9 protein-coding genes and 1 pseudogene are annotated in these 12875 nt (G+C 55.1%); 8 read left to right on the plus strand and 2 right to left on the minus strand.

The annotated features are described in order from the left end of the window. Positions 1–39: 39 nt before the first annotated feature. A pseudogene (locus ACQK2L_RS20945) lies at positions 40–258 on the minus strand (GntR family transcriptional regulator); the annotation flags it as partial. 181 nt (positions 259–439) lie between these two features. Next, on the minus strand, positions 440–1228 hold the full coding sequence (locus ACQK2L_RS20950) for an HpcH/HpaI aldolase family protein (protein ID WP_425398997.1): 789 nt from the start codon (positions 1226–1228) through the stop codon (positions 440–442). A gap of 299 nt (positions 1229–1527) precedes the next feature. On the opposite strand from ACQK2L_RS20950, the gene ACQK2L_RS20955 reads away from it, so the two are divergent. From ACQK2L_RS20955 to ACQK2L_RS20990, 8 genes are read left to right on the plus strand one after another with little or no spacing between them, the layout of a single operon-like run. After that, positions 1528–2481 carry a 3-hydroxyacyl-CoA dehydrogenase family protein gene (locus ACQK2L_RS20955; RefSeq protein ID WP_425398998.1) on the plus strand — a complete coding sequence of 318 codons (954 nt, stop codon included), beginning with the start codon at positions 1528–1530 and terminating at the stop codon, positions 2479–2481. Continuing rightward, entirely contained in the window at positions 2482–4692 is a 2211-nt protein-coding gene (locus ACQK2L_RS20960) for a membrane dipeptidase (protein WP_425398999.1), read from the plus strand. Positions 4693–4743: 51 nt separating this feature from the next. After that, entirely contained in the window at positions 4744–6279 is a 1536-nt protein-coding gene (locus ACQK2L_RS20965; protein WP_425399000.1) for a sodium:solute symporter family transporter, read from the plus strand. 31 nt (positions 6280–6310) lie between these two features. Continuing rightward, positions 6311–7468, plus strand: coding sequence for an alanine racemase (locus tag ACQK2L_RS20970; protein ID WP_425399001.1), 1158 nt, complete (start codon positions 6311–6313; stop codon positions 7466–7468). Continuing rightward, on the plus strand, positions 7465–8841 hold the full coding sequence (locus ACQK2L_RS20975; protein ID WP_425399002.1) for an aspartate aminotransferase family protein: 1377 nt from the start codon (positions 7465–7467) through the stop codon (positions 8839–8841). The genes ACQK2L_RS20970 and ACQK2L_RS20975 overlap by 4 nt, the downstream gene beginning before the upstream one ends. Before the next feature lie 3 nt (positions 8842–8844). Further along, positions 8845–9696, plus strand: a complete 852-nt coding sequence (locus ACQK2L_RS20980) for an amidohydrolase family protein (protein WP_425399003.1) — start codon at positions 8845–8847, stop codon at positions 9694–9696. Positions 9697–9706: 10 nt separating this feature from the next. Beyond that, complete coding sequence (locus ACQK2L_RS20985; protein WP_425399004.1) at positions 9707–10501, plus strand: SDR family oxidoreductase; 795 nt, start codon at positions 9707–9709, stop codon at positions 10499–10501. Between the two features lie 35 nt (positions 10502–10536). After that, entirely contained in the window at positions 10537–12861 is a 2325-nt protein-coding gene (locus ACQK2L_RS20990; RefSeq protein ID WP_425399005.1) for an aminotransferase class III-fold pyridoxal phosphate-dependent enzyme, read from the plus strand. The last annotated feature ends 14 nt before the right edge of the window (positions 12862–12875 follow it).

The raw sequence follows: 12875 nt of genomic DNA on the forward strand, positions 1-12875 counted from the left end.
ACCCGTCGACGCGCCACCGCCCTTAAGCACCAACGTACCTTTGCCCGGGATGCGCTCCACCAGACCATCGGTTTCGAGTTCCGCAATCGCCTGACGCACAGTGCTCCTAGAGATTTCGAACCTCTTCGCCAGTGCGGGCTCCGATGGCAAGAAATCTCCCTTGCTCAAGCTACCCGTAGCGATCTGCTCAGAAATCAAATCACGTAACTTTGCGTACTTCGTCGTTCTCGCCGAGCCACCAAACGTGTCTGCACCCATCTGTTCTCCGCCAACCAATTTGAATAACACAGGGCTTGCCAAAGACAGCCTGTTCGTACAATATAGTACAATGTTAATTCAAGGGCGTCTGCGAATCAAGCCGGTCAGATTTCGAGCAGCTTGCTGGTTTCTGCTCGACCGGATATGTACAGCCTGTACATACAATCGCAATGGGAATCAACTAGGAGATCGCATGGTCCGATTGCTTTCGGAACTCGCTGAGCGTGTTGAGCAGGGCGTTTTTAATAAATACCAAGTCGGCGCCATGAAATACGAGTCCAGCCCCATCATCTCGCATTTTCCGAGCCTGTTCGACCGATCCGGTAGTCACGGCCCAGTGTTTTCCGGCTTCTGCGGCTGCCTTCGCGATTCGAGCTTGAGCGTTAATGATGGTTGGATGGTCGAATTGACCAGGACACCCCATTCGTACCGACATGTCAGCAGGTCCCAACATCAGCATGTCGACACCCCTGATGTGAGCGATTTCCTCTACGAGTTCGATGGATTCGATATCCTCGATCTGAATGATGACAAAAGTATTTGCGTTTGCCCATTCGATGTAGTCGAGCATCGATCTGTTCATGAAAGCGCTGTCAACATTCGCTCCGTCGAAGCCACGCGATCCAATCGGCGCGAACTTTGCCCATCTCACAACTTCACGAGCTTCAGAAACAGATGTGCATCCAGGATACATGATGCCGTGAGCGCCGACTTCAAGAAGGCGTGCCATGCGAGCGAACTCGCCCTTGCCGGGCCGGACCACGACATCGGTCTGCCCTCCGGCTCTTGCTCCACGAAGCAGTTCCGATGCATGCACCCCGTCGTCACTATGATGCTCGAGGTCGAGCCAGATGGCGTCGAAACCAATCGACGCTGCCATCTCGAACAGGGAAGCGTCATGGAGATGAAGCGTGACACCACACGCGGATTCGTTGGAGCGGATTCGCTCGAGGACTTTGCTGGGATGCACGGGAGTCTTCCTTTTTGCCGAGGACCGTCGCCAACCTAATTAGACAACAAGAGGTCAAACCTAACATTAACTAAGCGAAGGGCTGACGCCAAGTCGTTATTCACAGTATTCGAGTCGGCGTCCAAATTCGCAAGCTGTTACCAATCTTTGTTTCTCCCTTCGCAGCGAGATGTGCGATTTGGGTTACTGATCTTATAGACGACGAACGTGCTTTGAATGCATGGCAGGGCGTGGCAATAGGGTGGAGTAATGTGGCAGATGGCTGAGTTTTCACCAACCTCGCTTGGGATACACGTACTATGCAGCTGAAGACTATTGGGGTTGTTGGTCTCGGAATGCTAGGTCGTGGCATCTGTGCCGCTTTGGCCGGACGCGGTTTGACCGTATTTGCCGTCGATCTTCAGGAGGACGGAGTGGTTGCTGCGCGAGATGAAGTTTTTCGAGCAGTCGCAGAAATGCGAGCGCACCAAGTGGCTGGCATTGTGGACGAGAGCGCACTAGCCAGAGAATTTATCGGCACGACTTCGCTCGATGAGCTTTCGGTTTGTGACTTTGTGATCGAGAGCGTGGCGGAGGATATCAACACAAAGCATGAGGTGATGTCCGACCTGGAAGCCATCGTGTCGCCCGAGACACCAATCGCCACAAATACTTCCGCAATACCTATCGAATGTTTGCAGAGGGAGTGCAAGCGACCCGAGCGCGTGCTTGGGATGCACTGGGCTGAACCTGCGTACGCTACGAGATTCCTGGAACTCATCCGAGGCGATGCAACTAGCGAACAGTCCTTTCAGGCTGCGATTGATCTTGCAGCACTCTGCGAGAAGGAGGTGTGCGTCGTGGAGAGAGACTTGCCCGGATTTATAGCAAATCGTCTGGGCTACGCGATTATCCGAGAGGCGGCCAACCTGGTCGAGTTAGGAGTTGCTGACGCGGAGACGGTCGACCGTTCTTTCAGGAACTCTGTGGGGCTATGGGCCGGATTCTGCGGGCCACTGCGTTGGGTCGACATCACCGGGGGACCGGAGTTGTACGCCAAAGCCATGAAACCCGTGCTTCCCACGCTTTCCAACCGAGACGAAGTTCCCGATCTCTTGCGTGGCGCCGCTCAAGAAGCTGCTGACTCTGCCGACAGCTTACACGGGATTCATCGAATGGACCAACAGGACCTCGAGTTGTGGCAGGCACGCTTCCGACACCATGCTTGGTCGATATGGCAGTCTCAGACCTCCAGCCGCGAGGAAGAGCGTTAGATGTTACCTCTGATTGATTCCCATTTGGATTTGGCTTGGAACGCAGTCGCTTTCGAGCGCGATTTGACCCGTTCGGTTGACGAGATTAATGCGGCCGAGTCGGAATGCTCTGACAGTGCGGCTCGAGGGGGAGCTGTGGTGAGCCTCGAGGAAATGAGGAAGGGAGACATCTGGCTTTGCTTTGCGACGTTATTGGCCCGCAACACACCTTCGAAAGACTATCCCAGGATCGGCCCCAAGCGAATCGATCTAGATCATCGCCAACCATGGGGCGCGAACTGCGCTGCGCATGCACAGTTGGCTTGGTATCGCATGATGCAGGCCAGCGGTCAATTACGGCCGATTGGCTCTCGCAGCGACTTGTCAGCTTTCTGGGACGATCGCAAAGCGAATCGCACCAATGCCATTGGCATGGTGTTGGTAATGGAAGGAGCCGATCCCATCACTTCGCGAGACAGTCTTGTTGAGTACCATTCCGCCGGACTTAGGCAGCTCAATCTGATTCACTACGGCACCAATCGGTACGCTTCGGGCACTGGAGCCCAAGGCGGATTGTCGGCAGATGGTCGGCAGTTGCTTGCTTGGTGTTCGGAACTGGGTGTGGCCCTCGATTTGACCCACTTGGCGGATCAGGCGTTTTACGAAGCGATAGAGTGCTTCGATGGCTCCGTGCTGGCAAGCCATCAAAACTCGCGTGCATTGGTGCCCGGCGCTCGCCAGTTCACTGATGACCAGCTTCGTTTGGTAATTGAGCGAGGTGGAGTGATTGGAGTAGCGTTCGACAATTGGATGCTGGTCGATGGATGGAAAACGGGCGTGACACCTCGATCGGCCGTTGATCTTGATACAGTGGCCGACCACATCGATCACCTCTGCCAGCTAGCTGGTAGTCATGCGATCGCGGCAATCGGTTCGGACCTGGATGGAGGATTCGGGAAAGAGCAATCGCCCACTGGGATAGATAGTATTGCGGGGATTCAAAGCCTAGCGGAGGTTCTCGCCAAGCGCAACTACCCGCAAGAAGCAATCGAGGCAATATTCCACGGCAACTGGCTCCGGTGGCTCGAGCATTCGCTCCCGGTAGGTGAGGCATCCGAGGCGACAGCCCCCGTGGCTGTTGTTGAAGGCGCAGTCCCAATCGCTAATGCACAACCTCGTATTGCAAACACTAGTAAGAAACTGGTCGCCGTGGTTGGCGCGGGATCAATCGGCGAACGCCATGCACGTTGCTTGGGACAAACAGGAAGAGCCTCCATCGTCCTGTGCGACGTCGATGCAAATCGCGTGGGCGAAGTAGCGAGCCGCATCGGGACTGAAAGAACGCTCACGAGCTTCAAGGAGCTCTTGGCACTTCCGCTCGATGCTGCAGTAGTTGCCACACCCGCTCCGTTCCACATACCGCAGGCGAAGCAGTTCGTGCTGCACGGGATTCCCGTACTCATCGAGAAGCCGCTGAGCCTGTCAATGGACGATGTCGCAGAACTGATAGAAGTATCAGAACAAGAGGAAGTACCGACGTCCGTCGCCTATGTACTCCGAGGTCACTCTGTTTACTCCAAGGTTCGGGATGTCGTTAATGGCGGTACGATTGGCAACCCGCTCGAACTGATCCTGCAGTCAGGGCAGAACTTTCCTTTCTACCGACCTGCATATCGAGAGACCTACTATGCGCATCGGGAATCAGGCGGCGGAGCCATACAGGATGCCCTGACACACTTCATTAATCTGGCCGAGTGGATCTTAGGGCCCACCACGTCGGTGCAAGCAGATGCAAACCGTCTGGCGCTACAGGGGGTCAGCGTCGAAGACACCGTGCACGTAGTTGCCAGGCACGAAGACGTGATGGCTACCTACGCACTCAATCAGCACCAGGCGGCGAACGAGACAACACTCACCATCGTGGGTACCCGAGGAATGGTCAGAGGTGAAGTACACTCGAACACCGTGCGAACCATCCATCAACCAGATCAAGAGTGGGAGATACAGCGTCTGCCCGAGTTTGATCGCGATCACTTGTTTATGAAGCAGGCCAATGCGTTTCTCGATCAAATCGATCTTGGTACCCCCGCTGCGTGTAGTCTGCGGGAGGCTGCTGCTACCTTGGCGACTCAGATCGCCATCCTGGAGGCAAGCCATCAAGCTGAGTGGAGTTTCGTTGAGAGAGCCGCCACAACCGATGATCGCAAAGGTGTTTCACTTTCTGAAAGGTGAAGTCACGACCTCGTATCACCGCCCCACTGAGAATAACTTCAACCATTATCCATGCAGTTCTATACACTTCCAATTCATCTGGCGGCGATTACGACATTGGACGTCTCGATCGTCGTCATCTACCTCGTGGCGATGGTGGGAATTGGGATCTACTACTCGATATCGACGAGAAACTCGGAGGACTACCTACTGGGCGGAAGGAGGATGGCGAGTACCACAGTCGGGATGTCGCTGTTTGCTTCTATGCTGAGTACAATCTCCTTCCTGGCGTGGCCAGGGGAAATCATCCTGCACGGGCCGACAATCCTGTCCCAGGTTATCGCGTACCCAATCGTCTTTGCAATCGTCGGGTGGTTACTGATTCCGAAACTGGTGCAGTTGCCAGTCACGAGCGCCTACCAAATCCTGGAGGTGAAGCTTGGAAAATCGGTTAGGTACTTGGCGTCGTTCATGTTCGTGCTGCTACGAACACTTTGGATGGCCGTGGTCGTCTACGCGACCGTGGACAAGGTGATCGTTCCAGTCTTCGACCTGCCTCCCTCGGCAACCCCATGGTTATGCGCAGTCCTAGGAGCGGTCACGGTCGTCTATTCCGTGCTGGGTGGTTTGCGGGCCGTGGTGACAACCGATGTAGTCCAAACGCTAATCTTGCTGCTCGGGGCCCTTGTGTCTCTGGTAATCATCTCCTACAAGTTGGGAGGGATTTCGGAAATCATTCCAGACGCTTGGCCCGATAATTGGTCCGCCATTCGGGTGAACTTTCACTGGTCGGATCGAACCGTTTTGGGTTTTCTGCTCAATTTCGTCTGCTGGTACGTGGCGACGATGGGTTCGGACCAGATGGCAATCCAACGATACCTGGCTACTCCAAGCGATATCACAGCTAGGAAAGTACTCCGCACTTCGTTGGTCATCGACGCTACGGTATTCTGCTTTATGGGACTCGTAGGCCTTGCTTTGATGAGCTGGTTTCTCGCCAATCCTAGCTGGCTACGGGAAGGGGAAGAAGTCTATGTCAACGCCGATCGGCTCTTTCCTCGATTCATCACTCTCGGCTTGCCAATTGGGCTGACAGGTCTTGTGATCGCGGGGCTGATGTCGGCAGCCATGTCAAGCTTGTCTTCGGGAATCAACTCAACTGCCGCAGTGATCACCACCGACTGGCTACAAGGACTCTGTGGACTTCGGCTCGACGCGAGGAAGCAACTAGTGGCTGCTCGTGTTGCTTCAGCGTTGATGGGCTGTATCGTTGTCGTAACGTCTACGTTCATGCAGTACATCGAGGGCAACCTGTTTGAATGCACGGTGCGAGTGGCAAATCTAATGACTGGGCCACTGTTCGTGTTGTTTTTCATGGCCATGTTTGTGCCGCGTGCCCAAGCCTCAACTGCCATCGCAGCAGGGTCAGCGGCTATGGCGGTGGCCGTTTCCATCTCCTTTTCTCAACCATTACAGTTGGATTTCATTGACGGGATCGGCTTTCTGTGGATCCTCCCAACGTCCCTCGTTACTGGAATTGTCGTCGGCGTAGTGTTGAGCATCCTCTTCCCGGCCTCCAAGCAGTCAAACTATCAGCCCAATCCATAGAATGCAGACTGAGCTGCCATCCCAACGATCGATGCAACTGTGCGATGTTTCCTCGTACCTTCCGGCGGATGCGTTGCCGGTCGACTGGAGACAGGTGCTGGACTGCGGCAAGCTCCTCACGCCGTTCATAGCCATCGATGGGACCACCGCTGTCAACAACATCCGAGCTCTTAGTGAATACTGCAGCAAATGGGAGATTGCTTTTCGCCCTCACGCGAAGACACATAAATCGCGCATGATTGCCCAATTGCAGTTGAACGCCGGCGCGGTTGGCCTTACCGTGGCCAAGTCGGGGGAATTCGATACCTTTGATGGCGCGAATGTCGACCGACTGATCGCTTACCCACCAATCGCTCCGGGAGCTCTGCGGGTCGCGGGCGATTCTGAGGTGTCGGATCTCGCCATCTTTGCCGTGGATTCACGTGAGGCTATTGATAGCCTGACCGAACGAGTTGCCAGCGCCGCGAAGCCGCTTCGTGTGCTGGTGGACGTCGATGTTGGCATGCGACGAACGGGCGTGCTAACGACACAGCAGAGCCTGGCGCTGGCGCAGCAGATTGATCTGTCGCCGAACCTGCATCTGGCGGGACTCTTCGTTTATCCCGGACACGTCTGGTCACCTCCCTCTCAGCAAGAGACTGAACTGCAAGCCGTATCCAGTGGCATTGGCGATCATCTACAAGCATGGGCGGCAAAGGGACTGCAGGCAGAGATTGTCTCGGGCGGCTCGACTCCAACGGCCTACCAATCGCACTTGGTGAAGTCGCTTACGGAGATTCGCGCGGGCACCTACGTCTACAATGACATGAATACGTTTCGCGGTGGATTCTGCGACCTAACAGCTTGTGCCGCGCGGGTTATCGCCACTGTTGTCAGCACGGCAGTGCCAGGCCAGGTTGTGCTAGACTCCGGCAGTAAAGCGTTGGCCATTGACCGGTGTATTCCAGCGCCCCACACCGGCTTCGGGTACCTGCCAGATTATCCGAATGCGACTATTACCGCCTTGAGTGAAGAGCATGCACAGGTGGCCATTGGTGAATGCGATGCGGCGCCTCAGATAGGCGAGCGCGTTCAAGTGATTCCTAATCACATCTGCCCCGTCATGAATCTCGCCAACGAAGCCTGGTGGTTTTTGAGAAATAGAGAGCCTGTAGTCCTCCCAATTGATGCACGAGGTAGATCGCGATGACCCAAGTTTCCAGCACGGGCGAGTTGAGTGCTATAAAGAGCAGTGACCGTTCCAGCAAAATCCTGCAACGCAACATGCAGTGGATTCCCGGCGGAATGGCATCCGTCAATCGAGCCACGTCACCAACGCTAGCTTTCGCCCAAGCCCGCGGTGCCTACATGTGGGACGTCGATGGAAACAAGTACATCGACTATCACGCTGGGTTCGCTCCCTACATCCTCGGGCACAATGACCCGGATGTGAACACTGCGGTGCGCAACGCCATGGAATCAGGATTAAGCAACTATGGAACGGGCCCAACCGAGCAAGAAGGAACGCTGGCGGAACTATTTCTGCAATGCGTACCGACGCAAGAACGCGTTCAGTTCTTCAACTCCGGGTCGGAAGCAACCGCCCAGTCGATTCGGGTGGCAAGGGCATATACCGGGCGAGAGCACGTGATCCTGATGCAAGGTGGTTACAACGGCAACCAGAATGTGGTCGCTGTGAACCTTATGGACTCCGCCGAGGCCCTTGGTGGTAGTCCTGCGCAGGGAGGTGAGTATCCAAAATGCCCCATGACTGCCGGCATACCCAAAGAGGAGTTGGCACTGTTGCACCCCGTGGAGTTCAATGATCTAGAGGCCGTGGAGGCGATGGTGCGGAAGTACCCGATTGCGGCCCTCGTGACTGAGCCGGTACTGCAAAATGTAGGGGTGATTCATCCTGCACCTGGCTACCTTCGTGGGCTGCGACAGCTGGCAGACCAGTACGGTTTCGTCTTGGTGTTCGATGAAGTCAAAACTGGCTTTCGCGCATCGCTGGGCGGTTATCAAGGCATATCAGGCGTGGTTCCCGATCTATCGACCTTTGGCAAGGCGATGGCAAACGGATTTCCCATAGCCGCCTTGGCCGGCAAGGCCGAACTGCTGGAGTTGACAGTCGATCCAGACCCCAACCGTCGCGTGCTGGTGGCCGGTACCTACAACGCTCATCCGATTCCAGTGGCCGCATCTTTGGCGTGCCTGCAGAAGTTGGCCGACCCCGAGTTGCAGCTATACGCTCAACTAGAAGAACACACACAAACGCTTGTTTCAGGCATGCAGGCGATGTTCGATCGACTGGGCGTGCAGACGTGCCTGGTTCGAGAGGGTAGTGCTCACGTGGTTTACTTTGCCGAAAGTAGACCTACGAACTGGTGGGAATTAATAACGTCGCACGACTTCGAGTTCGATGCCAAGTATCGACAAGCATTGATCGAGCGCGGTATTTACCATTTCCCCAAACCGACCAAACAAGGAAGTGTGAGTACAGCACACACGGCAGCCGACATCGCCCGAACACTTGAAGTGATAGAGGATGCCGTGCGATCACTTGCTGATACAGTTGGGTGAGCCATGATTGTTGACGTGCATTCACACGTGTGGGATCCATCCCGACACATGACATCGGGATTCGTTGCGCAAGCGGCCCGAGCAAGAGGCGGCGATACGCCCGAACTCGACACCAGTTTGGCGGACTATCAGGCGAAGACTCCTGAAGGTGAGGAAGTTGTCTCCATAGTTTTTGGTGGCAAAGCCAAGTTAAGCGGCATCTGGGTCGACGACGACTTCGTCTCCCAGTACGTCCAGCAGGCGCCTTCCAACATGATCGGTTTCATGAGCCTTGATTTGGCCGAGGAGGGATGGGACCGAGAACTTCGTCGAGGACACCTCGAGTTGGGCTTGCGTGGTGTAAAGTTGATGCCTATGTATGCCGGATTCTCGCCAAGTGATCCAGCATTTGACGCTTTTTGGGAATATGCACAGGAGCATCAGCTTCCTGTACTGCTACATACTGGTACGACATTCGTCAGCCAGGCGCCGGTGCGATTCACCTTGCCAAGACTCTTGGACGAGGTGGGGAACCGATTTCCCGAGGTCAGAGCGATCCTGGCGCACCTGGGACATCCTTACGAAGGCGAATGCATCGCGGTGATTCGCAAGCACCCGCACCTCTATGCGGATGTCAGCGCACTCTACTACCGACCATGGCAACTATACAACAGCCTGATGCTGGTGCAGGAGTACGGCGTTTGGGACAAGATTCTGTTTGGTACCGATTATCCTTTCACCGGCGTGAGCGACACAATGGCAGGCTTGCGTCGACTTAACGACATGACAGTGGGAACCCAGCTCCCTCAGCTGTCAGAACAAGCGATCGAAGCGATGATCTATCGAGACTCTCTCTCATTGCTGGGACTTGCTTAGGGCATGCACTATGGAGCAACAAGACAGTTCACCATTCGACTTGCGTGGCAAGACAGCACTAGTGACCGGTGGCAGTGGTTATTTGGGACGGGCATTCTGCGCGAGCCTGGCCGCCGCCGGTGCTCGCGTCGTTGTAGGCAGCCGTTCCGAACAGCGCGCGCTAAATACAGCTGCCGATCTGATCAAGGTAGACGTTGGCGAGCATCATGGTGTCGAGATTGATTATCGGGACGAAGAAGTGATTGAAAGGGGATTTCAAGTTGCCCAGGAGCGTGCAGGCACCATCGACATCTTGGTCAACAATGGGCATATCCTCGACCCTCGTGATTGGAAGGATATTGATGGTCCAGGGTTTGACCAGCAAATGCGTAACGCGACAGGTTACTTCTTGCTCTCGCGTCAATTCCGTGATGCAGCGGTTGCCCATCAAAAACCAGGCTGCGTAGTGATGCTAGGATCCATGTACGGCATGGTGGCCTCGTATCCCGAAGTCTATCACGAAATCGCGCCCGCAAGTTCCGCCGCGTACCAATGTCTGAAAGGCGGCATTCTTCAAATGGTACGGCATCTCGCCGTGTATTGGGCCAAGGATCTGATTCGGGTGAATTGCCTAAGCCCCGGACCTTTCCCCAACCCCGATGGGGCTCCGAGTGAGTTGATCGCTAGACTGGAGAAAAAATCACCGATGGGCCGCGTGGGCTTTGCGTCAGAGATTGGTGGACCACTTGTGTTTCTCTGCTCGGATGCAGGCTCCTATGTCACTGGTCATAACCTTGTGGTCGACGGAGGTTGGACTGCATGGTAGATGGATCGCCAGGGGCTGACCTTCGCCAAGTTGCCTTGAATCAAGGTTTACCGCTACTCGAGGAGTTGTGCGGTGACTACCTGCCCGACACCTGTTTCGATATCCATGCCCACTTATATCGACGCGGAGATGGAAACGATTCGTTGCCGCAATTGCTGGCCGGTGCCGAACGAAGTATTGGCTTCGACGACTGGAAAAGCTCGCTGCGTACATGGATGGGTCATCGCGTTCCGAGTGCTGGTCTCTTCTTTGCATACCCCAAGGCCGATCTCAATATTCCATCGGCCAACGACTATGTGCTATCTCAGTTAGGCCCCAGCAGCGATTCCAGAGCGCTTTTGCTCGTATCTCCGAGCAGCAACCCTGAGAGCATTGAGCAACAGATCCTGGATTGTCATCCAAAGATAGCCGGCTTCAAAGTTTACCACTGCTATGCCACGAGGCGGAATACTCAACAAGCTGAGATTGGCGAGTTTCTTCCAACATGGGTGTGGTCGCTCGCAGACAAGTACTCACTCGCTATCATGTTGCATATCGTCAAGCCGCATGCTTTGGCAGACGTCACGAACCAAGCTTATCTGCGCACGCACTGCGAAACTTATTCCAATGCAAAGCTCATCCTAGCCCATGCGGCCCGAGGATTTTGCGCCGACCACACCGTTCGGAGCATCCGTTCTTTGGCTGGACTCAACAATGTCTATTTCGACACCTCAGCCGTATGTGAGTCGCCTGCTCTCGACGCCGTACTAAGGAGCTTTGGCCCCCGCCGGTTGCTATTCGGTACCGACTTTCCCGTCAGTGAGATATTGGGACGTGCAGTCAGCATTGGCGATCAGTTCGTTTGGCTCGACGAGTCAGTGATTCAAACTTGCTCGGACGGTCGCGTCAAACCGTGGTTGGTCGGCATGGAGTCCTTGAAAGCTCTGCTCACCACTTTTCGCAATCTTCAACTAAACAGCAACGATGCAGAGCTTGTCATGAATGGCAACGCGCGTCGTCTGCTGAACTTAGATCAGTCGTCCGATTCAAAGACAGGTGCTCGTTACCAGCAAGCTAAACAACGCATCCCAGGCGGGACCCAACTCCTCAGCAAACGTCCCGAAATGTATGCCCCCCAGGTGTGGCCTGCTTACTTTGCCGAAGCGCGGGGTTGCGAAGTCGTTGATCTCGATGGACGCAAGTACGTCGACTTCGCTACCTCCGGTATCGGCTCCTGTTTGCTAGGATTCGCCGATCTCGATGTAAATCGAGCCGTGGTACGCCGCGTGCAGCTTGGCTCAATGTGTTCGTTGAATGCTCCCGAGGAAGTTGACTTGGCGGAACGGCTTCTCGAGATTCATCCTTGGGCTGATAGCGCACGCTTTACACGCACTGGAGGTGAAGCCAATGCGGTAGCGATTCGGGTGGCTCGCGCGGCGACGGATCGCGACATGGTCGCGTTTTGCGGGTATCACGGCTGGAGCGATTGGTATCTTGCGACCAACTTAGAAAAGTCAGGCAGCGAAGAGTCGCACCGTGTTGATCGATTAGGTAGTCACTTACTGCCTGGGCTCGATCCGGCAGGAGTACCGAAGGGCTTAGCCGGCACCGCACTTCCCTTCAATTACAACCAGGCGGATGAGCTGGAGCAGATTGTCGCCCAGGCGGGCGACCGCCTTGCCGCGGTTGTAATGGAGCCTTTTCGCTTCACTGAGCCCGAACCGGGATTCTTGCCGAGGGTCCGAGAACTTTGTGACGCCTGTGGAGCAGTTCTGATTTTCGATGAGATTACCAGCGGATGGCGGTTCGCGGTTGGCGGAGTACATCTGCACTTCGGCGTCGCGCCCGACATGGCCGTCTTTGCCAAATCCATGAGCAATGGATTTCCGATGGGAGCAATCATCGGTCGCCAAGACGTTATGGAGTTCTTTCAGAAGACCTTTATTTCTAGTACCTATTGGACTGAAAGCGTAGGACCCGTCGCTGCACTGGCTACGATAGACAAGCTGAGCGACCATTTCGTGCATGAACATATTGCCGCCATCGGTGGCGAATTCCGTAGCCGTCTTCTCCAAATCGCACAAAGCGAAGGGGTGGCCCTCCGCATCTCTGGAAGAGACTCCTTGCAGCATATCCAATTTCAAGGCGGACAGAGCAACGCCGTGAGCACACTATTCACGGTCGAAATGCTAAAGCGAGGTTTTCTCAGCGGTTCTGGCTTCTATCCCACTTATGCCCACAGCACAACGCTTATTGACCAATACTGTCGCCAAGCAGCCGAAGCCATGAAGGTAGTGGCAAAGGCCATGGAGTCAGATCAAGTGGAGTCCATGCTGCCCGGCGGACCACGCCAGACTGGATTTGCACGACTCGTAAAGTAGGTGATTATCGCTTG

The organism is Aeoliella sp., assembly GCF_965227375.1.
In the GTDB taxonomy this organism is placed as follows: domain Bacteria; phylum Planctomycetota; class Planctomycetia; order Pirellulales; family Lacipirellulaceae; genus Aeoliella.